The 23151-nt window shown below is 69.7% G+C and carries 18 protein-coding genes and 2 pseudogenes; 10 read left to right on the top strand and 10 right to left on the bottom strand.

The window, feature by feature from the left end:
- Positions 1 to 699 precede the first annotated feature (699 nt).
- From dinG to VGU03_RS09815, 5 genes and pseudogenes are all read left to right on the top strand, one after another.
- On the top strand, positions 700 to 2796 hold the full coding sequence (gene dinG / locus VGU03_RS09835; protein WP_327480201.1) for an ATP-dependent DNA helicase DinG: 2097 nt from the start codon (positions 700 to 702) through the stop codon (positions 2794 to 2796).
- Positions 2797 to 3067: 271 nt separating this feature from the next.
- Entirely contained in the window at positions 3068 to 3628 is a 561-nt protein-coding gene (locus tag VGU03_RS09830; protein ID WP_327480200.1) for a HutD family protein, read from the top strand.
- A 276-nt stretch (positions 3629 to 3904) separates the two neighbouring features.
- A complete protein-coding gene (locus VGU03_RS09825; protein ID WP_327480199.1) occupies positions 3905 to 4102 on the top strand; it encodes a hypothetical protein in 198 nt (65 codons plus the stop codon).
- A gap of 92 nt (positions 4103 to 4194) precedes the next feature.
- Positions 4195 to 4742, top strand: a pseudogene (locus VGU03_RS09820) (lipocalin family protein).
- 73 nt (positions 4743 to 4815) lie between these two features.
- Complete coding sequence (locus VGU03_RS09815) at positions 4816 to 5214, top strand: YchJ family protein (RefSeq protein WP_414655958.1); 399 nt, start codon at positions 4816 to 4818, stop codon at positions 5212 to 5214.
- 61 nt (positions 5215 to 5275) lie between these two features.
- Here the strand turns inward: VGU03_RS09815 and ligB are convergent, their stop codons facing one another.
- From ligB to VGU03_RS09800, 3 genes are all read right to left on the bottom strand, one after another.
- The gene (ligB, locus tag VGU03_RS09810) at positions 5276 to 6967 is read right to left on the bottom strand and encodes an NAD-dependent DNA ligase LigB (protein WP_327480197.1); all 1692 of its coding nucleotides are present in this window, start codon (positions 6965 to 6967) and stop codon (positions 5276 to 5278) included.
- A 150-nt stretch (positions 6968 to 7117) separates the two neighbouring features.
- The gene (locus VGU03_RS09805) at positions 7118 to 7900 is read right to left on the bottom strand and encodes an NRDE family protein (protein WP_327480196.1); all 783 of its coding nucleotides are present in this window, start codon (positions 7898 to 7900) and stop codon (positions 7118 to 7120) included.
- Positions 7901 to 8004: 104 nt separating this feature from the next.
- On the bottom strand, positions 8005 to 10785 hold the full coding sequence (locus VGU03_RS09800) for a TonB-dependent receptor (protein WP_327480195.1): 2781 nt from the start codon (positions 10783 to 10785) through the stop codon (positions 8005 to 8007).
- Between the two features lie 373 nt (positions 10786 to 11158).
- On the opposite strand from VGU03_RS09800, the gene VGU03_RS09795 reads away from it, so the two are divergent.
- Both VGU03_RS09795 and VGU03_RS09790 read left to right on the top strand, forming a co-directional pair.
- On the top strand, positions 11159 to 12334 hold the full coding sequence (locus VGU03_RS09795) for a murein hydrolase activator EnvC family protein (protein WP_327480194.1): 1176 nt from the start codon (positions 11159 to 11161) through the stop codon (positions 12332 to 12334).
- A gap of 101 nt (positions 12335 to 12435) precedes the next feature.
- Positions 12436 to 13773 carry a S41 family peptidase gene (locus tag VGU03_RS09790; RefSeq protein WP_327480193.1) on the top strand — a complete coding sequence of 446 codons (1338 nt, stop codon included), beginning with the start codon at positions 12436 to 12438 and terminating at the stop codon, positions 13771 to 13773.
- 28 nt (positions 13774 to 13801) lie between these two features.
- Here VGU03_RS09790 and tatC read toward each other — a convergent pair whose 3' ends face one another.
- From tatC to VGU03_RS09770, 4 genes and pseudogenes are all read right to left on the bottom strand, one after another.
- The gene (gene tatC, locus VGU03_RS09785) at positions 13802 to 14569 is read right to left on the bottom strand and encodes a twin-arginine translocase subunit TatC (protein WP_327480192.1); all 768 of its coding nucleotides are present in this window, start codon (positions 14567 to 14569) and stop codon (positions 13802 to 13804) included.
- The gene (tatB, locus tag VGU03_RS09780; RefSeq protein ID WP_327480191.1) at positions 14556 to 15014 is read right to left on the bottom strand and encodes a Sec-independent protein translocase protein TatB; all 459 of its coding nucleotides are present in this window, start codon (positions 15012 to 15014) and stop codon (positions 14556 to 14558) included. The genes tatC and tatB overlap by 14 nt, the downstream gene beginning before the upstream one ends.
- Before the next feature lie 18 nt (positions 15015 to 15032).
- Positions 15033 to 15278, bottom strand: coding sequence for a twin-arginine translocase TatA/TatE family subunit (gene tatA, locus VGU03_RS09775; protein WP_327480190.1), 246 nt, complete (start codon positions 15276 to 15278; stop codon positions 15033 to 15035).
- A 70-nt stretch (positions 15279 to 15348) separates the two neighbouring features.
- Positions 15349 to 16020 (bottom strand): annotated as a pseudogene (locus VGU03_RS09770) (lipid-binding SYLF domain-containing protein); the annotation flags it as partial.
- 98 nt (positions 16021 to 16118) lie between these two features.
- On the opposite strand from VGU03_RS09770, the gene hemH reads away from it, so the two are divergent.
- Positions 16119 to 17165 (top strand): ferrochelatase, encoded by a 1047-nt coding sequence (hemH, locus tag VGU03_RS09765; protein WP_327480188.1) that lies wholly within the window; start codon positions 16119 to 16121, stop codon positions 17163 to 17165.
- 39 nt (positions 17166 to 17204) lie between these two features.
- Here the strand turns inward: hemH and VGU03_RS09760 are convergent, their stop codons facing one another.
- Both VGU03_RS09760 and VGU03_RS09755 read right to left on the bottom strand, forming a co-directional pair.
- Positions 17205 to 18398: a class I SAM-dependent methyltransferase gene (locus VGU03_RS09760; RefSeq protein WP_327480187.1), complete on the bottom strand. Its 1194-nt coding sequence runs from the start codon at positions 18396 to 18398 to the stop codon at positions 17205 to 17207.
- Positions 18399 to 18503: 105 nt separating this feature from the next.
- A complete protein-coding gene (locus VGU03_RS09755) occupies positions 18504 to 20621 on the bottom strand; it encodes a TonB-dependent receptor (RefSeq protein ID WP_327480186.1) in 2118 nt (705 codons plus the stop codon).
- Positions 20622 to 20764: 143 nt separating this feature from the next.
- Here VGU03_RS09755 and VGU03_RS09750 point away from each other — a divergent pair, with 143 nt between their 5' ends.
- On the top strand, positions 20765 to 21439 hold the full coding sequence (locus VGU03_RS09750) for a hypothetical protein (RefSeq protein ID WP_327480185.1): 675 nt from the start codon (positions 20765 to 20767) through the stop codon (positions 21437 to 21439).
- A 31-nt stretch (positions 21440 to 21470) separates the two neighbouring features.
- Positions 21471 to 22217, top strand: a complete 747-nt coding sequence (locus tag VGU03_RS09745; protein ID WP_327480184.1) for a pteridine reductase — start codon at positions 21471 to 21473, stop codon at positions 22215 to 22217.
- Positions 22218 to 22220: 3 nt separating this feature from the next.
- On the opposite strand, the gene VGU03_RS09740 is transcribed toward VGU03_RS09745, so the two are convergent.
- Positions 22221 to 23078: a DUF6159 family protein gene (locus tag VGU03_RS09740; protein WP_327480183.1), complete on the bottom strand. Its 858-nt coding sequence runs from the start codon at positions 23076 to 23078 to the stop codon at positions 22221 to 22223.
- Positions 23079 to 23151 lie beyond the last annotated feature (73 nt).

The raw sequence follows: 23151 nt of genomic DNA, 5'->3' as shown, positions 1-23151 counted from the left end.
CAGGTCGGCGATGGCGAACAGCGCGCGCTGCAGCGCCTCGGAGCGTGCCAGCTGCTTGTGCGAGTCCTGCAGGTCGGTCAGTTGCAGCACGCGTTGCAGATGCTGGCTGGCCAGTTCGAGGAACGCCCCCAGCGATGCCATCAGCGGCTCGGGTTTCTGGCCCTCCTTGAGCGTCAGCAGCAGCATCGCGCGCTGCTGCGGCAACAGGCGGATCGCCAGGTGGCAGCCGGCAGCCACGAAGTGGGCGGCGGATGCCTCCAGCATCGTGCGCGACCGCGCGATCTGCTCGGTATCGGGAGGGCGGCCGCTCGCGCTGCAGGCAAAGGGCATGCCCGAACCGATCCAGGCGACGGCCGCATCGGCGCAACCGCCTTGCGCGCGCGCGAAGGCGGCGATGGTCGCGGCTACGGTCACCGGCGTGGTGGCCGCGACCAGCCGCCTGAGCCAGGCCAGTTGTCCGGTTTCCGCCGATGACGTCGGTGTATCGCGTGAAACGTTCATGCGAGCCGTCCTCGCCGGTTCAGTCGCCCGTACCCGCAGGCATGCGGGTCCAAGCCATGCCCCTTCATGCGACTACCGTACTGTCCTCGCGCGCAAGTCATCATCGGTCATCACCGGATCGGCCGCCACGACCATATCTTGAGCCGCGTCGCGAGCGCGCGAGGGGCGCTGCAGCACGCGCCCGGCTAGAATCGGCCGATGCTCACCGACCCCACCAAGGACGCGATCCGCGCCGCTTACGCACGCCTGAAGGAAGGCTTGCCCGGCTTCCGCCCACGCGCCGCGCAGGGGCGGATGATCGCCGAGGTGGCCAGGGCGCTGGCCAGCGAGGGTGGCGCCGCGGCGATCGAGGCGCCGACCGGCACCGGCAAGTCGATGGCCTACCTGATCGCCGGCATGGAAGTGGCCCGCGCACAGAAGAAGAAGCTCCTGATCGCCACCGCCACCGTGGCGCTGCAGGAGCAGTTGGTCGAGCGCGACATCCCGCTATACCTGAAACTCGCCGGGCACCAGGCCAAGGTCGCGCTCGCCAAGGGCCGCGGCCGCTATCTGTGCCCGCGCAACCTGGCGATGGCGCGCCAGAGCGTGGGCGCCGAGGCCGGCCAGCTGGGCCTGGGCTTCGATGCGGACCTCGCGCTGTGGTCCAAGCCGCCGGCCGAACGTGACAAGCAGGCGCTGTCCAAGCTCGCCGACGCCTTCGAGCGCGGCGAGTGGAACGGCGACATGGACGCCGCGCCCGAGCCGGTAGGCGACGTGCTGCGCCCGATGCTCACCACCAGCGCCGGCGGCTGCACCGCTCGCAAGTGCATCCACTTCATGAACTGCCCGTTCTTCGCCGCGCGCCGCGCGGTGGCCGACGCCGAGCTGATCGTCGCCAACCAGGACCTGGTGCTGGCCGACCTCACCATGCCCGGCGAGGACGAGGGCTGGGGCGGCGTGATCCTGCCCAAGCCGGCCGAGACGCTGTACGTGTTCGACGAGGCGCACCACGTGCCGGCCAAGGCGATCGACCGCGGCGCCGCCGAGGTGTACCTGGGCGCCAGCGTGCGCCAGCTGAGCCGCCTGGCGCGCCAGGTGCACGCGGCCTACTCGCTCACCGACAAGGAATCGCTGGGCAAGCTCAGCCTCGATGCGGGCGACGCCAAGCTGCAGGAGTTGAGCGACGGCCTGGAGGAACTGGAAAAGGCGATCCGCCTGGCCTGGCTGCCCGATCCCGGCGAGAAGGAGCCGATGTACCGCGGCTCGCTCGGCCAGCTGCCGGACGGCTGGGTGATGCAGGCGCAGGCGCTGCATGCGCAGACCGCCGAGATCCAGCGCTGGCTCACCGCCGTGCGCCGCGCCGTGGTGGAGATGACCGACGGCGGCCCGACCCAGGAGGCGTTGGCGCGCGAGCTCGGCATGGCGCTGGAGCGGCTGGACCGGCAGGAGCGCACCTGGCGCGCCTGGTCCGGCGAGGACGCCGAGCACGCGCCGCCGCTGGCGCGCTGGGTCACCCTCGCCGGCGACCAGCAACTGGTCTGCCACGCCTCGTCCGTTTCCGCTGGCGGCCTGCTGCGCCACGTGCTGTGGAACAACGCCAGCGGCGTGGTGCTGACCTCGGCCACCTTGAGCGCGGGCGGCAACTTCCGCGGCTATGCCGACGCGGTGGGTCTGCCGGACGAGGCGGTCACGCTGAGCCTGCCCTCGCCGTTCGACCTTAAGCGCCAGGCGCGGCTGGAGGTGCCCGCCATCGACGCGCTGCCCGACGCGCGCGAGGAGCACGCCCAGGCGATCTGCGACTGGCTGGCCGGGCACCTGGACTGGGACGCCGGCAACCTGGTGCTGTTCACTTCGCGCGCCAAGCTCGACCGCGTGCTGCAGCGCCTGCCGATCGACAAGGTGCGCAAGGTGCGCGCACAGGGCTCGCTGGGCAAGGCGCAACTGATCGCCGAACACGCCGCCGACATCGAGGCCGGCAAGGGCAGCACGCTGTTCGGCCTGGCCAGCTTCGGCGAAGGCCTGGACCTGCCCGGCAAGCTGTGCGAGACGGTGGTGATCACCCAGCTTCCCTTTGCCGTGCCGACCGATCCGGTCGGCGCCACCTATGCCGAATGGCTGGAATCGCGCGGACGCAACCCGTTCCTGGAAGTGAGCATTCCGGAGGCTACGCGCCTGCTGACGCAATACTGCGGCCGCCTGATCCGCAGCGAGACCGACCGCGGGCGCATCGTGCTGCTGGACCGCCGCGTGGTCACCAAGCGCTACGGCGCCGGCATGCTGCGCGCGCTGCCGCCGTTCGAGCGGGTGATCGCATGAATCCTCCGCCACTGAACGCGGGGGATCATCGTCGCGCGACGCCATCGAACGATCCTTCCCGCGGACGCGGTGGAAGGTGCCGGCAGGCGGATGGGGCGTTTTTTTGGGCGGGATGACCAGGTGGCGACTCCAGCAAGCCCTCCCCATCGCCCTTCGGGCACCTCGTAAGCCACGATGAGCTGCCCCCGCGAAGGCGAAGAATCGGGCTGCGCTCCCGTCGATGGTCGAAAATCACCCCTACAATCCTGCCGCCACCGCCGGCTAAACCACCATGTCGATCCTGCACCTGCACGACTGCCCCGCCCAACCCTGGAAAAACGGCCTGGGCCGCACGCGCGAGCTCGCTGTCGAGCCGCCGGGTGCCGGCATGGAGGACTTCCTCTGGCGCGCCAGCATCGCGGAGGTGGACAGCGCGGCTCCGTTCTCGGCCTTTCCCGGCGTCGACCGCAGCATCGTGCTGCTCGAAGGGGAGGGTTTCCGCATGCAACTGGACGACGGCCGCAGCCACGACCTGACCGAGCCGTTCGCACCGTTCGATTTCCCTGGCGAGGCGAAGGTGAACGTGACCTTGGCCGGCGGCCCCACCCGCGACTTCAACCTGATGACGCGGCGCGGCCGCGCGCGCGGCCGGGTCACGGTGTGGCGCGCGCCGGCGGATGCGGCGATCCACCCGGACACGGTGCTGGTCTACCTCGCCCGCGGCACGCTCGTGCTGGATGGCCAGACGCTGCAGGCAGGCGACATCTGGCGACGGCAGGACGAGGCGCCTTCGCACATCGTGCTGGCACCGCTGAGTGTGGCCCTCGCCGTGCAGGCGCACCGCGCGGGTTGAATCGCGGCAACGGCGGCGCGGGCCCGCCAGCGGGAAAGCGAGCCGTAACACGACATCGCCGGCGGCATCCTATGATCGGCTGCGCGCTGGTGGCCGGCATCGTCGCCTGGGTGGTGTTCGCGTTCTGGCTGCACGGCTGGCTGATCGGCGTCGATCCGATGGCGGGCATGCACTAGCGAGGTTCGACAGGCGGCGCGCACGGGTGCCGGGAGTCATCTACGCGACGCCCCCGTAGCGCGCTAGAGTCGCGGCATTCCCCACGCCCGAGGAACGGTCATGGTCGGTTTCCTGCTCTGGCTGCTGCTGCTCGTGTTCTGTTGGCCGCTCGCGCTGCTGGCGTTGGTGCTCTACCCGATCGTGTGGCTGGTTTCGCTGCCGTTCCGGCTGGTCGGCATCACGCTGCACGCCGTGTTCGCCCTCCTCGCCGCATTGCTGTTGCTTCCGGCGCGCGTGCTGCGCGGCCGTCCCGCCTGAGCATCCCCTGGCATGTCGCGGACCCGCGCTTGACGCGGGGTTGATCGGCACGCGTGCCTGATGGAAGCAACCCCGATCTCCCAGCGCGCGCCATGCAGCAACGCCCCGACAGACGGTCGCCGCGGCGACAGAACCAAGCCACCGATATCGCCACACGCCAGGTCGAAGCCGTGCCATGGCTCGACCTGGAGCGCTACCTTGGCCGCTGGCACGGCGCCGCCTGGCTGCCGCTGCCGTTCCAGCGGCGATGCGCGGGTGAACTGGTGCTCGACTATGCGATGCGCGACGACGGCCTGATCGCGGTGACCCGCACCTGCCGCGCCGAGAACGGGCGACTGAGCGAAGCCCACGGCGTGGCGCGCCAGCCCGGACCCCGGCGCGACCCGGCCAAACTGCAGCTTCGCTTCGCGCCGGCCTGGCGCGGCTGGGGCTGCGGCTGGCCTGGAGCGAGCATTGGGTGATCGGGCTGGACCACGACTACCGCTGGGCGGTCGTGGGCGAACCACGTCGGCGCTACCTGTGGATCCTCGGCCGCGAGGCGCGCATGGACTACCACCTGCTGGAGGACCTCAAGTCCACCGCGCGGCGCATGGGTTACGACCTGGCGCCGCTGATCGTTCCCAACCGCCGCGTGGATTGAGCGCACACGCATTGCAATTTTTCCGCGACGGGGCAGGATGGCCTTGCTCCCTTGCTGCGGACTTCCTTACCACGTGCGCGCCGTCGACACCCTCACGCCCTGCCCTTGCGGCAATGCCAGCGGTTACGCGCGCTGCTGCGGCCCGCTGCACGAAGGCCGGCCCGCCTCCTCTGCCGAGGCGTTGATGCGCTCCCGCTACAGCGCCTACGTGCTCAAGCGCGAGGACTACTTGCTGGCGACCTGGCATCCGAGCACGCGGCCGGCCCACCTGAAGCTGGCCGCGCAACAGCCGGCGCCGAGCTGGCTGGGGCTGTCGGTCAAGCGCCACGAGGACGGGGCCATCGAGGCGGAGGTGGAGTTCATCGCGCGCTTGCGCTACGGCGGCGGACGCGCGCAACGGCTGCACGAGGTCAGCCGCTTCCTGCGCGAGGATGGGCGCTGGTACTACCTCGACGGCGAGATTCTCACCTAGCCGCGGCTGCAACCGCGCCCGCTGCATGGGTACCGCCATCGGTCGCCGCCGCACGATCGCTTCAGAAGCCCGCGACCCCGGCCTCGCGCAATCGATCCGCCAGCCGCTGTGCTTCGGGATGTTGGAAGAACGCCTGTAACTGCGCGGCCCGTCCTGGACCGATGCCCCGTTCGCTCTCCCACGCGGCGGCATCGCGCCGCGACAGCGACCGCCAATCCGGCAGCGAGGCCTTGCCTGCCGGCGGCATGCCGAGCGCGGCGAGCCAACGCGTGAAGCGGTTGCCGCGGCTGCGCGCGAAGGCCTGGGCCAGCTGCGCGGCGCGCCCCGGCCCGATCCCCGGCACGGTGGCCAGCTGCGCGGAGGTCAGGTTCATCCAGTCGAGCAGGCCATGCACCAGTCCGGCCTCGATGAGTGCGCTCCAGGTCGCCTCGCCGACGCCCTCCAGCGCCAGCCCCTGGCGCCCGCCCAGCCACACCAGCCGCGCCAGGAACTGGCGCCGGCAACCGGCCTGCGGATGCCAGCAGTCCAGCCCATCGCGCGCTTCCTCGTCCGGCATCGCCACGGCCGCGCGCTCGCGCGTGCGCCAGACCACCGCATCGAAGCGCGGGATGGTCAGGCCTGCCAACGACAGCGCCACCTGGTCGCCCGGCCGCGCATCGAGCCGGCGCCAGTGGTCGAGCGAGCCAACGCTCACGCGGCGCACCGTGCGGTCGTCCAGCACCACCGGCTCCAGTTCCAGCACCACGCTGATGCGGCCGCGCCGGCCGCGGCGGAAGTCGACCGCGCGCACCGTGGCCAGCGCTTGCGCCGGCGGATATTTCCAGGCGACCGCCCAGTCCGGCGGCGATGCGACCCATTGCGCCGCGGGCGGGCGATCGCCCTGGCGCAGGACGATGCCGTCGGTGGCGAAGGGCAAGGCCCCGCGGTACCAGCGATCGCGCCAGCGGCGTACCTCGTCCATGTCGCGCACGGGCCGGGTCAGCGCGGCGCTGGCGCCCAGGCCCATCGCCTGCAGTCCCGCAAGGCGGGCGCGCATGTCGGGCGGGCCGCTCGGCCAGTCCCATACGAACAGGCCGATGTGCTCGCCCACCCGCTCGTCGAACGGTTCGCGCGCCAATGCGCCGGCGACATCGGCGCGTGCACGCATGCCGCCGTCCTGCGCCTGCCGATGGCCGGGCAGGCGCCACACCAGCTCGCCTTGCAGCACCACGCGGCCCGGCGCCTGCGGCAGTTGCTTGGGCACCGCCGCGATGCGCTGCGCCTTGGCCGTCCAGTCCGAGCCGCGCACGCCGTCGCCGCGGCTCACCGCCTGGCGCAGTTGGCCATCGACGTAGAGCAAGGTCACCGCCACGCCGTCGGCCTTGGGTTGCACCCACAGGTCGCGCCCGCCGCGCGCGTCCATCCACGCCTGCACGGCGGCGGCGTCGCGCAGCTTGGCCAGACCGGTCTGCACGACGGGCGCGCGCACCGGTCCGGTGGCGTCGGCCAAGTGCGCCAGGGGTGCGGGCGCCTGTGCGGGAAAACAGGCGAGCCAGCCTTCGTAGCGCTCCAGCGCCTGGTCGTAGATCGCGTCGTCGACCGGCGAACGGCCATCGGTGCGATAGGCATGGTTCCAGCCGTCGAGCTGGTCGTGCAGCGCGCGCAGCTCCTGGCTGGCGCGCGGGGCGTTCCATGCCGGGCAAGCGGCGGGGCACGGCGCCGCGAGCAAGAGTCCGGCCAGCAGCCCGCACGGGTATCGCCATGGCTTGCGCATCGGTCGCATCCTGCGGTTGATCCTTCCGCCACGGTATGCGCCAGGCCCGAGCGCCGCATGGGCGGTAGGCCGACCGGATGCGTAAGGCAACGCGGATGCGCCGCGTGCGCGTTCAGACAGGCGTGGACACCGCCTGGGCAGCGACGCACGCTACGGCGGGTGTGCGTGCTTGGACGGCGCCCAATGCAGCGACGTCTCGCCTTGAGGGCGCCCGCCGGGGCCGAAGCGGCGCTCGATGATGCGGCCGCCGCCGGCATGATCGATCGCCACCACGGTGCTCGCGCGGGTGCCGTAGGCCTCGCCGCGGATGAACGCCGCCGACAGCCAGCGCTCGCGCTCGCGGCCGATGCCGGTGTCGGGCAGTTCCTCGTCGCTCGCAGGACGCTCGTCGGCCAGGGCTTGGAACAGCACCGCGAAGTCGTCCGGCGTGGCCTCCTCCAGCCAGGTTTGCAGGCGTGCCATCAGCCGGCGCGTCTTCGGCCAGGCCGTGTTGAAGTCGGCGTTGGATAGACCGTGCACGCCAGGCGTCACCGGCTGCGCGCTGGGCCCAGGCCGGTTGCCCAGGTAGAAGGCGGCTTGGTCGTCGAAGGTGAGCAGGTTGAAAGGCCGGTAACGGGCCGCGACCTCGTGCAGGGCGCGCGCATGCGCCGGAGCGTCCACCGACGCGAGCAGCCAGTCGGTCACCAGCAGGCCGCGCGACAGGCCCTGCTGGGGATCGCGCGGGTCGCGCACGTTGGTCACCACGCCGCAGCGGCCCGACGTGTTCACGCCAAGCCAGGTGCCGCCGCCTTCCAGGTCGCGCCCGGCGATCAGCGGCACGCCGTCCCAGGGCGCAAGTGGCGCGCTCGCCCGCGCATGGAATTCGTCGCGGTTGCCCGCCAGCACCAGCCGCCAGCGCGGGTGCGACAGCCAGGCGAAGGCGATCAGGCACATGGCATTCCCGTCGACGGCAAAAAAAACGCGCGCCGGACATCGACGCGCGCACATGATGCCAGAGCACCTCGCCCGCGGCGGCGCCGCGGGCGTAGTGACTGTCGTTACAGGCGCACCTTCACGCCCAGGTTGTAGAAGCGGCCCACGACGCCCGCCTGCGACCAGGTCGGGTTGTAGTTGGCACCCGCGCCGGCATAGTTGGCCGGGTCGAACGGCGGCTTGTGATCGAACAGGTTCATGATCGACGCGGTGAGGCTGACCTTGTCGTTGAAGGCGTAGCTGCCGGTCAGGTCGAAGTCGTAGAACGAGCCCACATGGCAACTCGCCGGGAAGTTGGTGCCCGCCGGCGTGGTGGACAGGCAGTCGCCGTCGAACAAGCCGAGCACACCCACGTCCGCCGCGATCTCCCTGTATCCGCTGGTGTAGTAGAGCGTGCCGGTGACCGTGAGCGGGCCGGCTTCCAGCGTATTGGCCCACGAGGCGCGGGTGCGCGGCGTGCCGGCGCCGGAGGACAGGTTGTACGGACCCTGCGTGCCCACGTAGCTCTGGCTGGTGCCGTCGGGCAGCCTCAGCTTCCACTGGAAGATCTGGGTGCCGGTCAGCTCGGTGGTGTAGCGCATGCCGTTGGCGAAATCGAAATGGGCCTGCAGGTCCAGGTCGACGCCGGTGGTCTTCAGCTGCTGCGCGTTGAGGTAGGAACCGATCAGTTCGGCGGGTCGCGGTTGCGCGGCCGGATTGGCCGGGTCGGGCAGGTCGGGCACCACGGTCACGCCGGGCGATTGCGGCAGGCCGGCATAGTAGTTGGCCAGCGCCGCCGACGTGTCGGCCTGCACGATCAGGTTGCTCTTCCTGATGTTGTAGTAGTCGATCGAGGCATTGAGCCAGTTGGTCGGCTGCAGCACCACGCCCAGGGTGAAGCTCCTGGACTTCTCCGGCTTGATGTTGGGGTTGGCCAGGGTGTACTCCGACAGCCCGTAGGGCACGGTCACGTAGGTACTGCCGCCATGCAGCGCCTGGAAGGCCGGCGGCGGCGTGTAGGTGATGAAGCCCTGGGTCGAACTGGAACCGTTCTCGGCGAACGCCGGGGCGCGGAAACCCTTGGACCAGGTGCCGCGGATGGCCACCCAGTCAAACGGCTTGTACTTGATGCCCAGCTTGGGCGAGAAGTTGTTGCCCACGTCGGTGTAATGGTCGAAACGCCCGGAGGCATCCACTTCCAGCTGCTGGAAGAATGGCATGTCCAGCTCGGCATAGGCGCCGCTCACGTCGCGGCTGCCCTTGGTCTGCGCGTTGCCGAGGCCCTGAAACTCGAAGTTGGGGTTGAGCGTGGGGTCGTTCTGCGCCTCATGCCGCAATTGCACGCCCACGGCGAGGCCGGCCGATCCGCCGGGCAGATCCCATAGCGGGCGGTTGGCCGACAGGTCGAGCGAGTCCAGATCGGTGGTGGAGGTCTTCTGGTAGCCCGGCGCCAGCGACGCGCGGACCGCAGCGGAATTGGCGCTGGGATTGACGAAGTTGTAGGAGCCGTTGGCCACCGCGGCAAGCAGGCCCTGGTAGCTGATGAAGCCGTACTGGGTGGTGTCCAGCCAGGCGTGGTTGATCACCGCGGTAGCGTCCCAGTTCCAGTCGGACCACTGGCCGCGGACGTCGCCCACGATGCGCGCGTTGTGATTGTTGTAGTTGAAGCCGCTGGGGATGTCTCCGAAGCTGTAGCTGATCAGCGCCGGCACCGCGAACGGGTTGGACGGGTTGCCCACCGGCAGGGTGATCCCATTGGTGTTGTGCGGCGTGCTGTTCTGGATCGGCCGCGGGCCACCCGGAGCTTGGGTCTTGGCCTCCATGTAGCTGGCTTCGAGGTAGGCCTGGGTGGTGTCGTTCAACTTGATGGTGAAGCGTCCGGACACGCCGCCCTGTTCCATCGCCGGCTGCAGCTGGCCGAACAGGTTGACCGCGTCGAAGCGGCAGTAACTGCCCGTGGCATCGGTGACCAACGGCCCCGAGGTGCAGGCCTGCAGCGGCTGCCACAACCCGCCGGTGCTGGGCATGATGGCGCCGTTGGTGCCGCCGGCCCGCGCTGCCGGGCCGCCCAGCCCCGGTCCGCCGAGCGAACTCAGGTCACCGGTGTTGAACGGGAAGGAACGCTGCCGGGTCCAGATCGGATTGTCCTTCTGGTACTGCACGCTCATGTAGCCGTTGTAGCGGTCCTTCTCCAGGTCGCCGCCACCGGCGAGCAACGTGGCCTTGCGGGTGAACCCGCCGCCATGCTGCGAGGTGCCCACGTCGGCGGTCGCCTCGATGCCCTTGAAGCTGGGCTTCATGATGATGTTGACCACACCGGCGATGGCGTCGGCGCCATACAGCGAAGAGGCACCGTCCTTCAGCACTTCGATGCGCTCGACCGCGGCCAGCGGAATCGTGTTGAGGTCGACGAAGGAACGTTCCCCGTCATCGGCCACCGGATAGCTGGTGACGCGATGGCCATCGATCACCACCAAGGTGGAATTGACCGTCAGGCCACGCAGCGCCACGCCCGACGAACCCGCGGCGAAGCCGTTGCTGAAGGCGTTCGGGATGGAACCGCTGTTGTCGGCCGAAATCGCGCGGACGACGTCCGATATCGTCGTCAGTCCGCTGCGCGCGATCTGGGCAGCGGTGATCACCGTGACCGGAGAAGGCGTTTCCACGTCGATACGCGGAATGGCCGAGCCGGTGACGGTGATGGTCTGCAGTTGCTGCGCCTGTTGGGGATTGCTCTGCTGGTCCGGTGGCGGATTCTGGGCAGATGCGTTGCCGGCGGGGGTTGCTGGGGCGGTCTGCGCGAAGACGGTCCCAAGAGGCGTCAACAGCAAACCAGCCAACGCGAAAGCGAGCTTGTTAGGCTTCATGACTCAAGTCCTCGGATTATGGGTGCGCAACGCGCCCGAGGACTGGGGTGGGTGATGCGACGCCACCAGCTCGACGGGCGAGGGGAGTTGCGGCTTGGAGTCTTCCACTTTGCGCCATCACTTACAAGCACTTAACTTCAATATCCGGCAAATTGACGCGCAAGGTTTTGCGCCTGCAGACACCCTGCCGTGTGGCCGTCCAGACGTCCGAATGTCGAGCCCGCCACGCTCCGGCGGCCGTGGCGGAACATCTTGCGTGAAATCCCGACCCGGGCCTTTCCCGGCGGCGACCGGACCGATCGTGGCCTCGTCCAGCCGGCCGCCACGGCCTGGCCGCCCTACCGCGCGCCTGCTTCGGGGATAATCGGGCACCATGCGCCCCCCTTCCCTTCGTGTCCTCATCCGCCTGACGGCCCTCGTCGCTCTGACCGCCGCGGTCCCCGTCGGCGCGCAAGAGTCTTCCCGCCACAAGCAGGCCGAGGCCAGGCAGCAGCTGGCCGAACTGCGCAGCAGGATGGAGGCGCTGGCGCGCGAGCAGGCGCAAACCGCCGCACGGCGTGACAGCGCCAACGCCGAGCTGGCGCGCCAGGCCGACGCGCTGGCCGCTGCAGCCCACGCCCTGCGCGAGGTCGATGCCGCCGTGGCGGCCAAGCAGCAGGACCTCGTGCAGTTGCAGGGACAGCGCGCCGATCTGGAGCGGCGCCTGTCCGGCCAGCGCGCCGCGATCGCCGACCTGCTGCGCGCCACCTACACGCTGGGCCGCGGGACCGACCTGCGCCTGCTGCTGGGCGACCAGGACCTGGCGCAGATCGCCCGCGCGCTGGCCTATTCCCGGTACTTCCAGCAGGACCGCGCCGCGCGCGTGGCGCAGCTGATGGGCGAGCTCAGCCGCCTGCAGCAGTTGGAGGCCCGGATCGCCGCCGAGCAGCAGGCGCTGGCCGCCACCCGCACCGAGCGCGCCGGCAAGGCCGAGGCGCTGGCGGCACAGCGCGCGGCACAGAAGAAGCTGGTCGCCCAGGCGGATGCCAAGTACAAGGACGAGGCGCAGCGCCTGGCCGCGATGAAGCAGAACGCGCAGTCGCTCGATCACCTGGTCGACCAGTTGCAGCGGGCGATCGACGAAGCGGCACGCGAGGCCGAGCGCAACGCACGCACCAGCCCCGCGGCGCCCAGCCGCGCCGGCGGCAAGGCCGACATCCGCGGCAACCTGCCCTGGCCTGCGGCCGGCGCGGTGGTCAGTTACGGCAACGGCGTGCTGATCAAGGCCCAGGGCGGCAGCGAGGTGCATGCCGTGGCGCGCGGCCGGGTGGTCTACGCGGCGTTCCTGCGCGGTTACGGCCTGCTGGTCATCCTCAACCACGGCGATGGCTGGCTGAGCATGTACGGCAACAACGAAAGCCTGCTGCACGGCGTGGGCGACCAGGTCGAGGCCGGCCAGACCATCGGCACCGCCACGCCGCTGCTCGGCGTCAACACCGGCGTGTATTTCGAGCTGCGCCACAACAACAAGCCGGTCGATCCGCGCGCCTGGCTGGCCAAGCGGCGTTGACGCGCCCTTCCTGCGGCCGCAGGCTTGCGTTTGAACGACCGCCCCCGCGCGCGGTCGAAATCCATCCGTCCGGCGAACCCCATCGACGCAGGAGTCATCGCATGCAACCGTTCCCCCGTGCCCTGGCCTGCGCCGTGTCCGCCGCGCTGCTGCTCGCCCCGCTGCACGCGCAGCAGGCTCCGGCCCACGCCGCGAGCGCGCCGGCTGCCGCCGCCAGCGCGCCCGACCGCGTCGACCTGGATGACGTGCGCAACTTCAGCCGCGTGTACGAGGTGATCCGCCAGGCCTACGTCGAGCCGGTCGACAACAAGACCCTGATGAAGGCCGCCATCAGCGGCATGCTGAGCGGACTGGACCCGCACAGCGAGTACCTGGACAAGCAGGGCCTGGAGCAGCTCTCGGAAGACACCACCGGCCAGTACAGCGGCCTGGGGATCGAGGTGCTGGAGGTCGACGGCACGCTGCGCATCGTCTCGCCGATCGATGACACCCCTGCGGCGCGCGCCGGCATCAAGCCTGGCGACACCATCGTCAAGATCGACGGCAAGGCGGTCGATCCGGACAACGTCGACGACATGTTCAAGCTCCTGCGCGGCAAACCGGGCAGCAAGATCACCCTGACCATCCTGCACGAAAAGAGCGACAAGCCGGTCGACATGCATCTGGTGCGCGAGCAGATCTCGGTGACCAGCGTGAAGCTGCGCGAGCTGGAGCCCGGTTACGTCTACATCCGCATCAGCGAGTTCCAGGAAGACACCGCCGGCGACCTCGAGAAGAAGTTCGCCGACTACGCGGCCAAGCATGGCCAGCCCAAGGGCGCGGTGCTGGACCTTCGCTCCAATCCCGGCGGCCTGCTCACCACCGCGGTGGCGGTCAGCGACGACTTCCTCGATTCGGGTACGATCGTCACCACGCGCGGGCGCCTGGCCGATGCGAACCTCAAGTTCGCCGCGCACCCGGGCGACCTGCTCAAGGGCGCGCCGATCGTCCTGCTGGTGGACAACGGCACCGCCTCGGCGGCCGAGATCGTTTCCGGCGCGCTCAAGGACAACCACCGCGCGCTGATCGTGGGCCGGCGCACCTTCGGCAAGGGCGTCGTGCAGACGGTCCTGCCGCTGGACGCCGACCACGCGGTCAAGCTGACCACCGCCCGCTACTACACGCCCAACGGCACCTCGATCCAGGCGGCAGGCATCAAGCCGGACATCGCCCTGGCCGACCTCACCGTCAACCCCGCCGACAACGGCCCCGAGCCGATCAGCTCCGAGGCCGACCTCAGGCATCATCTGGCCAACGAGAACGCCGGCGCCGGCAAGGACATCGACAACGACGGCAGCGCCGCCAACGCCAAGCTCGCCACCGAGGACTACACCCTGGCGCAGGCGCTGAACATCCTCAAGGGGTTGGCACTGGGACATCGCGCCAGTGCGGCGCAGTAATCGCGGGACTCCCCTCCCTGGGGCAGAGTCAGGCGCGTGACTCGTCCGCGGCCTCGCGCGGCTTCACCAGCCAGCGCACCGCCAGCACGCCCAGCTCGTAGAGCAGGCACATCGGCACGGCCAGCATGATCATCGAGGTGATGTCCGGCGGCGTGATCACCGCGGCGATGGCGAACGCGCCCACGACCGCGTAGCGGCGCACGCTGCGCAGCTTGGCCACGTCGACCACGCCCACCGCCGCGAGGATCACCACCGCCACCGGCACCTCGAAGCACAGGCCGAAGGCGAAGAACATCAGCATCACGAAATCCAGGTAATGCGTGATGTCGGTCATCATCTCCACGCCCGCGGGGGTCACCGCGGTGAGGAAACGGAACGCCGCCGGCAGCACCAGGAAATAAGCGAACGCGCAGCCGATGTAGAACAGCACCATGGCCGCCACCAGCAGCGGCCGCGCCAACCGCTTCTCATGCTTGTACAGGCCGGGGCTGACGAACGCCCACAGCTGGTAGAGGATCACCGGCATGCTGATGAACAGCGCGGTGTAGAAGGCGAGCTTCAGCGGCGTGATGAACGGGCTGGCCACTTCGGTGGCGATCAGGTGCGCACCTTGCGGCAGCCGGGCCACCAGCGGCGCGGCCAGCAGCGAGTAAAGCCGGTTGGCGAAAGGAATCAGCGCCACCAGCACGACGAGCACCGTCGCGCAGGCCTTGAGCAGGCGCGAGCGCAGTTCGATCAGGTGCGAGAACAGGCCCTGCTGCAGATCCAGCTGCGGCTCGGGCTCAGGCGAGGCCATGCGGATGTTCCTTCACCGGGGCATGTTGCGGGTCGTCGGCGAACAGGTCGCCGGTCAGGGTATCGCGTTCGGGCGGCGGCTCGTCGATCGGTGCGTCCTCGACCTGCGCGGCCTGCGGTCCGCCGGCCAGGCGCATCGGCTCATCCGCGGGCTCGGATGCCGGCACGGCCGCCACCGCGCCGACCGCCTCGCGCACTTCGCGGGCGGTGGCATTCATCTGCTCCTGCGCCGCCTCGGCGCGCGTGGCCGCCTCGCGCGCGGCGCGCTTGATCTCCTCGATCTCCAGTTCGCGGGTGACCTCCGCGCGCACGCTTTCCCAGCTGTTGCGCACGCGCCGCACCAGCGCTCCGGCAGTGCGCGCCGCGCCGGGCAGCTTCTCCGGCCCGAGCACGAGCAGCGCAATGAGCGCAAGCAACAGCAGCTTGCCGAAGCTGATCTCGATCATCGCCGCGCCACCGCGCGCTTACTTGGTCTGGCTGGTGTCGCGCGCCTTGCTGGCGGCGCCCTCCGGCGCGGGCGGGTCGGCGCGCAGCTGCTCCTGCGACTTGCGCTTGGCCTCTTCCTCCTCGTCGTCACCCTGCATGGCCTTCTTGAAGCCGCGCACGGCGTTGCCAAGATCAGGGCCGATCTTGGAGAGCTTGCTGGTGCCGAAGATCACCAGCACCACCACCAGCAGGATGATCCAATGCCAAAAACTGTCCAGACCCATGACTGCGAACCTCTGACGGACTGAGCCGAAAACGTAGCGTTGCCGCCCAACATGCCGGCAATGCGGATCAACGCGAAGTGTACTCCTCAAGCTGGTCGCGGAAGTCCACCACCGGCCCCGGCACATTGGCGACGCCGCCTTCGAAGATGCGCCGCGGCGTGACGCCCGCGCCATAGATGGCGGCGTTGGCGTCGTAGTCGATGCGTAGCACCGAGCCGTCCAGCGCCACGCCGGCGAACAAGCCGCGCGAGCGCGAGTAGGAGTAGATCTCCGCCTTCATCTGCTCATCCGTGGCGGCAGTCGCAGTACGACCGACCGGGCCGGCCGCGACGGCCGCGTCGGCGCCCATGGTGAACTTGCCGTTGACGATCGAGTCCACCCCGCGCTGAGTGCGGAACACCAGGATCACGTCGGTCGAGGACACGCCCGCCTGGAAGCCCACGCTGCCGCCGGTGAGCGTGATGAAGCTCGGGTTGGACCAGGCGCCGTCCGGACCCTTCACCGAGATCAGCCCCTCGCCCCGCCGGCCACCGAAGATCAACCCTGCCTTGACCATGTCGGGAATCACCGCGATCGCCTTGGCGTTCTTCAGCAGGTCCTGCGGGATCGCCTTGTCCGGCGCCTGCATGACCTCGCGCAGCACGCGCACGGCGTTCTGCGAGCGCACCAGCGGCGGGTCCTCGGCATGCACGGCCATCGCCGGCAGCAGCAGGGCCAGTGCGAGCAGCGAGCAACGACGCAATGCCTTGAACATGGGGTGCTCCTTCCACAGGGATGTGAGGGTGTACCGACGGCTTGTGGCAGACTCCACCGCCTGCCCGCGCGCCACCGGTCCGTTCGATGCCACAGCCCAGCCACTATACCGGCCCTGCCGGCACCGCCCCTGACCGCGGCGTTCAGGCTGGCGCCCCGGCCACCGGCGTGCTGCTGGTGAACCTGGGCACACCCGAGGCGCCCACGCCGCGCGCACTGCGCAGTTACCTGGCCGAGTTCCTGTCCGACCGGCGCGTGATCGACTATCCACGTTGGCTCTGGTGGCCGATCCTCAGGGTCATCCTGGCGATACGCCCGCGCCGTTCGGCGCATGCGTACGCGCGCATCTGGACCTCGGCCGGTTCGCCGCTGCGCGTGCTCAGCGAGGCGCTGACCCAGGCGCTTGCGACCGAACTGGACGGACAGGCGCAGGTGGCGCTGGCGATGCGCTATGGCGCGCCTTCCGTGCAGGCGCAGATCGAACGGCTGCAGGCGGCGGGCGTCCGGCGCCTGCTGGTGGTCCCGCTGTATCCGCAATACTCGGCCACCTCCACCGGATCGGTGATCGACGCCGTCGCCGATGCACTCAAACGCCTGCGCTGGCCACCCGAAGTGCGGCTGGTCAACGACTACCACGACGACCCGGCGCATATCGAGGCGCTGGCCCGGCGCATCGAGCGCTGGTGGGACGAGCACGGCCGCGGGGAAAAGCTGCTGCTGTCCTTCCACGGCATCCCCGAGCGCTACGTGCGGCTGGGCGATCCCTATCTGGACCAGTGCCAGGCCACCGCGCACCGCCTGCGCACGCGGCTGGGGCTGGACCCGAGCCAGTTGCTGCTCAGCTTCCAGTCGCGCGTGGGCCGCGAGCCGTGGTTGCAGCCCTACACGGACGCCACCGTGCGCCAGCTCGCCACCGAGGGCGTCCGGCGGCTGGACGTGGCCTGCCCCGGCTTCGCGGTGGACTGCCTGGAAACGCTGGAGGAAATCGCCATGCAGAACCGCGATTTCTTCCTCGCCGCCGGTGGCAAGGAGTTGCGCTACATCCCTGCGCTCAACGATTCGCCCGAACAGGTGGCGAGCCTGGCCGCGCTGGCCCGCCGGCATGCGCAGGGCTGGCCGGATTCGGACGCGTAGCGTTTGCGGTCGATCCCTCGCGTGCGTGAGGGATCGACGTCAGAGCCGCCCGCCCCGATCGGCGGCCAGCAATTCGGCGGCCAGCGGCAGCACCTCCAGGCCGCGCGCGAACAGCATGGCCTGGAAGCGTTCGCCCATCTGTTCGGGCATCGTCAGCCGGCGCACTTCCTGCGCCAGCCGGTGGCGGGCGAAATCGTCGGCCGCTTGCGCGTGCGCCTGCTCGAACACGCCTTGCAGACCGCTGGCCAGCAGGAACTGCGCCTGCGGCAGGTACGCCGCCACTCCGAAACCGGCGCTGTTGCCAGCCTCCGCCAGCGCGGTGAAATCGACCGAGGCGGTCAGGTCGTTGAGCCCGGGCAGATAGAGTGGGTCGGCATGCGCGTGGTGTCGGTAGTGCGCCATCAGCGTGCCGTCCCGGCGTTCGGCGAGGTAGTACTCGCGGCGCACGTAGCCGTAGTCGACGAACAGCATCACGCCCGCCTCGAGCGAGCCGGCCACCGCCTGGATCCAGTACGGCAGTTGCGGCAGCACCTCGGAGCGGTAACCGTCCTCGAACGGCCGGCCGAGGTCGCGCTCCAGGTGGCGCACGGCGCCGGTGACCAGCACATCGGCCGGACGGTCGGTGCGCATCAGCCGGCCTTCGCCATCCAGCGCCACGTGTTCCTCGTAGACCTCGCCGGCGCGCAGGGTGAAGCGCGTGGTCGGCAAGGCGTCGACGACCTCGTTGGCGAACAGCACGCCGCGCCAGCCATCCTCCGGCGGGCGGTCCAGCCAGGCCACGCGCGCGTTGAGCCCGGCCGGCAGGGCGGCGGCGAGCCGTTCGCGCTGGCGTTCGCGCAGGTCGGCGCTGGGTTCCAGGATCAGGTAGCGGCGCGGCAGCACGCCGGCCTCGGCGAAGGCGAGCAGCGCGGCCTCGGCGAACGCGCCGCTGCCGCCGCCGAGCTCGAGGAAATCCGCCTGCTCGCCCAGCATCGCCATGACCGGCTGCACCGCGTTGACCACGCAGCGGGCGAACAGGCCACCGAGTTCCGGCGCCGTGACGAAATCGCCCGCCGCGCCGAACTTGGTCTTGCCCGCGCTGTAGTACCCCAGGCCCGGTGCGTAGAGGCAGCGCTCCATGTACTGCGCGAACGGCATCGGTCCCTGCGAGGCGATCTGCGTGCGCAGCAGCTGCAGCAGGCGTTCGGAATGCGCGCGCTCGTCGGCGCCGGGATCAGGGAGTCGGGAGGCCATGGGTCGCGGCTAGTGCAAAAGGTGCACAGGGTAGCCGATGCGGCGTGGGCATCCCGTTTTGGACGCCACGCTGGCCTCGGCTCATGCGCGGGAAGGCGCTCCCGCTCAGAAATCCTTCTGCAGGCTCAGATACACCCCGCGCCGCGGGCCGAACTGCGGCGCGCCCACGCCGATACCGCTGCCGTCGCGTAGCTCGTAAGTGCGGTCCAGTGCGTTGATGACCGCCAGCTGGGTGTGCAGGTCGCCCAGGTGACCCAAGCTGAAGTCGTGCGAAAGGCTCAGGTTGAGCTGGAAGTAGTCCGGCAGCGAGGCGCCGTTGGGCACGCTCCCGTCCTTGCGCAGGCCGCTGCCGAACAGGTAGTCGGCGCCCACGTGGGTCTTGTCCGAGAGCGCGTAGCTCAGGCCGCCGGAGGAGGAATACGCCTGGTCGTGGTCGAGGAAGATGTAGTGGTCGGCAAGGTAGGCCAGATCGCTAGGGTCGAAATTGTACTGGCTGGTGATGACGTGGGTGCCGATCGCCTGGCTGGCTGCCAGGTTGAAGTAGGCGCTGAACGGGCCGCTGTCGTAGTTGGCGGTGAACTCCACGCCCTTGATCCGCCCTTTTGCGTAGTTGAAGGTGGAATACACCAGCGCGGCGCCGAACTGGCCTTCGTCCTGCAGGCGCCGCACCTTGCGGTAATAGGTGTCCAGGCCCAGGGTCAGTGGGCCCAATCGCTGCTGCACGCCGACATCGAAATAATCGCTGCGCTCGCTCAGCGGCGTGTTGTCGCCGGCGTGCGGCAAGGCGTTGGTCGTTCCATCGAACCTCTCGATATTTGCCGTAGTGATCGCCTCGGTCGCCGGCGGCGTGAAGTAGCGGGAGTAGCCGGCGTGCAGCACGGTGCTGTCGGTCGCCTGGTACACCAGGCCCAGGCGCGGGCTGAGCTGGCTCTCGGTGCGGAACGCATGGTAGCGGTCGCCACGCAGGCCGTAGTTCACCGTCAGCTTGTCGCCGATGCTCCACTCGTCCTGCAGGTAGGCCGACCACGTCCTGGCGGTCAGTCGGTTGCCGTCCGCGATGAGGATCGGCGTCGTGCTCGCCTGGTTGCCGGTGGCGTCGGTCGGGAACACATAGGCGTCATTGCGGCTCGGCGCGCGCTCGAAGCTGCCGTAGACGCCGTAGCGCAGGGTGTGGCTGTCGCCCAGCGGCGTGGCGAAGTCGGCCTGCAGGGTGCTGGCGCGGTTGCTGCGGTCGATGGTCGAGGCGACGCCGTTGAACATCAGGTCGCCGGCGATGTCGGGGGTGAACCGGAGGCTGGAATAGCGCTGGCCCAGCGACACCTGGTAGTCGGTGGCGCCCAGCTTGCCCTGCAGCGAAAGCACGCCGAAGCGGGTGTTCTCGCGCTGTCGCTCATCGAGCCGGGCGGAGTCGAAGGACACGGTGTCCAGGTAGCCGAACTGTGGCGACTGCCCGGGATTGTTCGGGATCTGGAAGCGGTTGTTGCTGACCCCGAACAGCAGGCTCAGGCGCGTGTCGTTGTCGATCAGATAGGAAACGTCACCGAAACCCTTCACCTGATTGGTCCGGTCGTGGATCGGCTTGCGGCTGGAAGTGGGGTTCTCCACGCCCACGTCGCTCTGCAGGTAGTTGGCGGTGAAGAAGTAGCTCCAGCGGTCGTTGCTGCCCCACAGCGAGGCGTTCGGGTTGAGCATGCCGAACGAGCCGCCGGTGACGCCGACGCTGCCGCCGTCGCCGAGCTGGTGGCCACTCTTGGTGGTGATGTCCACCACGGCGGCGGTGCGCAGGCCGTATTGCGCCGGCAGGGCACCATCGAGCAGCTTCACCGTCTGCACGGTGCGCGCATCCAGCGCCTGTCCGAAGCCGGCGATCGATTCGGGGATGATCACGCCATTGATGCGGTACTGCAGGTTGGCGTGGTCGCCGCGCACGTGCAAACCGCCGTAGGAATCCTGCACCACGCCAGGCGCCTGCAGCACGACCTGGTTGAGCGGCGTGGACGCGCCCAGCGGCAATTGCTGGATCGCCTTCTCATCGATCACGTACTGGCTGGAGCCGGTATCGGGCGACAGCGCGTTGCGCGACTGGTCCAGCGCGGCACTGACGTCGACCGTGCCCAGCTGGCGCACCTGCGGGGGAGCGGTGGGCGCTGTCGCCGTGTCGTCGGCGAAGGCCGGAGCGGCCAATGCCAAGGCAAGACTGGCGGCGAGCAGGGTGTGGTTCATCGTGGCTCCGTCGGGCGAAAAGAGATCTGTAATAGTATATTATAACATTGCGTTCGGTCTGCACCAAAAGTCATGGGCGCTGCCTTCCGGCCCATTCACGTCCGCCCATCCACACTGGCGCTCTCCGCTTGGAAGGACCGACCATGGCCAAGCCGCCGATCCAGATTCCCGCCGTGCCCGCAACCGCCGATCATGGCCGGATCGCAACGGCGATCCTCGATTTCGCCAGCCAGATTCCGGATAGCCAGGTCCATCGCGGTCTCCACCCCGAAGCGAAGGCGCAGGAGCTGGCCCGCCAGGCCGCACGCAAGGCGGCGCTGACCGCCGGCTCGCTGGCCTTGCCGCCGGGTCCGCTGGGATGGCTGACGGTGCTGCCCGAGCTGGTGGCGATCTGGCGCATCCAGGCACAGATGGTCAGCGACATCGCCGCGGCCTACGGGCAGCACGCCAGCCTCGGCCGCGAGCAGATGCTCTGGTGTCTGTTCCGCCACACCGCCGCGCAGGCCTTCCGCGACCTGGTGGTACGCCTGGGCGACCGGCTGCTGTTCCGCCAGCTTTCCGCCACGGTGGCCGAGCGGGTGGCGCGGCGCATCGGCATCAGCCTGTCGCAGCGCGCGGTGGGCGCCGGCATCTCGCGCTGGCTGCCGGTGGTCGGCGCCGCCGGCGTGGGCGCCTACGCCTGGTACGACACTCGCAACGTGGCACGCACGGCGATCGAGCTGTTCGGCAGCGGCAGCCTGGTGCAGACCGAGCCGCTGGCGACGCCGGCCGACTCTGCGCAGGAAACCGACGCGGGCGTGTCGCCGCTGGATCGGTGACGTCCCGCCCGCTTTGCGGCAAGCTCGCCGCATGAGCACCGAGCCCGCCCGCCCCGTCGCCCTGGTCACCGGCGCCGCCCGCCGCGTCGGCGCGACCATCGCTCGCACCCTGCACGCAGCCGGCTATGACATCGCGCTGCATCACCGCCATTCCGCCGGCGAGGCGGCATCGCTGCGCGCGGAACTGGAACGCGAACGCCCCGGCAGCACGCTCGGCGTGCAGGCCGACCTGGCCGCGATCGAGCGCCTGCCCGCGCTGATCGAGGACGTGCTGGCGCACTACGGCCGGCTCGATGCGCTGGTCAACAATGCCTCGGCCTTCTATCCCACGCCCATCGGCAGCGTCACGCCGACGCACTGGAACGAACTGTTCGCCTCCAACGCGCAGGCGCCGTTCTTTCTCGTCCAGGCAGCCTTGCCCGCGCTGCGCGCGGCGCGCGGCGCGATCGTCAACCTGGTCGACATCTATGCCGAGCGCGCCCTTGCCGGCCATCCGGTGTACGTCATGGCCAAGGCCGCCTTGGCCGCGATGACGCGCACGCTGGCGCAAGACCTGGCGCCGGAGGTACGCATCAACGGCGTCGCCCCCGGCGCGGTGCTATGGCCGGCCGAGGGCAAGGACTACGACGATCGCGCCGCGCTGCTGGCGCGCACGCCTCTCGGGCGCGCCGGCACGCCGGAGGACGTCGCCTCCGCTGTGCTGTGGCTGCTGCGCGACGCGCCTTTCGTCACCGGTCAGATCATCCGCGTGGACGGCGGCCGTACGCTGGCGGTCTAGCCGTCACTTCTTGGTGCGGAAAGCGTTTTCCAGCAGCGCCTGGTCGAAACCGGCGCCCGCCTGGCCGACCTCGGCATAGCGGTACAGCGCCGCCGCATAGATGCCCTGCAGCGAGGCCTGCACCAGGCTGAGCAGCACCATGGCGACCACCACCACAACCACCGCCACCACCAGCGCCGGCAGCGAATGCAACGCCACCGCGCCGCCGATCAGCACGACGCCGATCAGTAAGGCGAGGAAGGTCATCAGCCCGAACGCGGCGCCCAGGCCGACGTTGCCGATCAGGTTCTCGCCCCAGGTGCGCTTGAGCAGCTCCACGCTGCGCTTGACCGCATCGACCGGTCCGATGTCCTGGCTGGCCAGCACGGGCACCACCAGGAAGGTCGCCACCGTCCACGCCAGGCCGAGCAGGCCGGCCACCAGCCGCCCGATCAGACCCAGCCGCTCCTGCAAGGCGCGCAGGAACAGGCCCACCGTGGCGGCGATCAAGGCATAGCCCAGGATGCTGGTCCAGCGCGAGCGCGCCAGGGCAAGGCCGTCGGACAGGCTGGTCGGCTCGCCGCGCAGGTGCCGCAGCGCACAGCCGGCCAGCGCCGTGTTGAAGAACACGATGACGAAGTACTGCACCAGGTAGAAGGCGAAGAACACCAGCCAGGTGACCGGCGACCAGCGATGGTCCTGCCCGGCCAGATGGGTGTCGTCGGCCAGCACCGCCAGCGCCACCGGCACCAAGAAACTGGCCGCCACCACCAGCGAGCAGATGCCCGACAGCAAAGGGAAAGCCAACAGCGCCTTGTCCGAGCGCAGCATCGCCGCGCTCGCCTTCATCAACGACCAGCTGCGCGCAAACTTGCCTGCCATAAGCCTTCCCCCTCGATCCATGGATACGAGGCGCCTTTCTAGCATCCGCATCGGCACGGCGACAGTGGCGCAG

The sequence above is a fragment of the Frateuria sp. genome (assembly GCF_035944355.1).
Classification (GTDB): domain Bacteria; phylum Pseudomonadota; class Gammaproteobacteria; order Xanthomonadales; family Rhodanobacteraceae; genus Frateuria_A.
Note: the sequence above shows the minus strand (reverse complement) of the source record. Positions and strands in the feature narration are given on the sequence as shown.

Coding starts and splice junctions, on each gene's coding strand:
- dinG (WP_327480201.1), top strand. CDS start 700: ATGCTCACCGACCCCACCAAGGACGCGATCCGCGCCGCTTACGCACGC.
- hemH (WP_327480188.1), top strand. CDS start 16,119: ATGCCACAGCCCAGCCACTATACCGGCCCTGCCGGCACCGCCCCTGAC.
- VGU03_RS09745 (WP_327480184.1), top strand. CDS start 21,471: ATGAGCACCGAGCCCGCCCGCCCCGTCGCCCTGGTCACCGGCGCCGCC.
- VGU03_RS09825 (WP_327480199.1), top strand. CDS start 3,905: ATGGTCGGTTTCCTGCTCTGGCTGCTGCTGCTCGTGTTCTGTTGGCCG.
- tatC (WP_327480192.1), bottom strand. CDS start 14,569: ATGGCCTCGCCTGAGCCCGAGCCGCAGCTGGATCTGCAGCAGGGCCTG.
- VGU03_RS09800 (WP_327480195.1), bottom strand. CDS start 10,785: ATGAAGCCTAACAAGCTCGCTTTCGCGTTGGCTGGTTTGCTGTTGACG.
- ligB (WP_327480197.1), bottom strand. CDS start 6,967: ATGCGCAAGCCATGGCGATACCCGTGCGGGCTGCTGGCCGGACTCTTG.
- VGU03_RS09750 (WP_327480185.1), top strand. CDS start 20,765: ATGGCCAAGCCGCCGATCCAGATTCCCGCCGTGCCCGCAACCGCCGAT.
- VGU03_RS09830 (WP_327480200.1), top strand. CDS start 3,068: ATGTCGATCCTGCACCTGCACGACTGCCCCGCCCAACCCTGGAAAAAC.
- tatB (WP_327480191.1), bottom strand. CDS start 15,014: ATGATCGAGATCAGCTTCGGCAAGCTGCTGTTGCTTGCGCTCATTGCG.
- VGU03_RS09790 (WP_327480193.1), top strand. CDS start 12,436: ATGCAACCGTTCCCCCGTGCCCTGGCCTGCGCCGTGTCCGCCGCGCTG.
- VGU03_RS09760 (WP_327480187.1), bottom strand. CDS start 18,398: ATGGCCTCCCGACTCCCTGATCCCGGCGCCGACGAGCGCGCGCATTCC.
- tatA (WP_327480190.1), bottom strand. CDS start 15,278: ATGGGTCTGGACAGTTTTTGGCATTGGATCATCCTGCTGGTGGTGGTG.
- VGU03_RS09755 (WP_327480186.1), bottom strand. CDS start 20,621: ATGAACCACACCCTGCTCGCCGCCAGTCTTGCCTTGGCATTGGCCGCT.
- VGU03_RS09795 (WP_327480194.1), top strand. CDS start 11,159: ATGCGCCCCCCTTCCCTTCGTGTCCTCATCCGCCTGACGGCCCTCGTC.
- VGU03_RS09805 (WP_327480196.1), bottom strand. CDS start 7,900: ATGTGCCTGATCGCCTTCGCCTGGCTGTCGCACCCGCGCTGGCGGCTG.
- VGU03_RS09740 (WP_327480183.1), bottom strand. CDS start 23,078: ATGGCAGGCAAGTTTGCGCGCAGCTGGTCGTTGATGAAGGCGAGCGCG.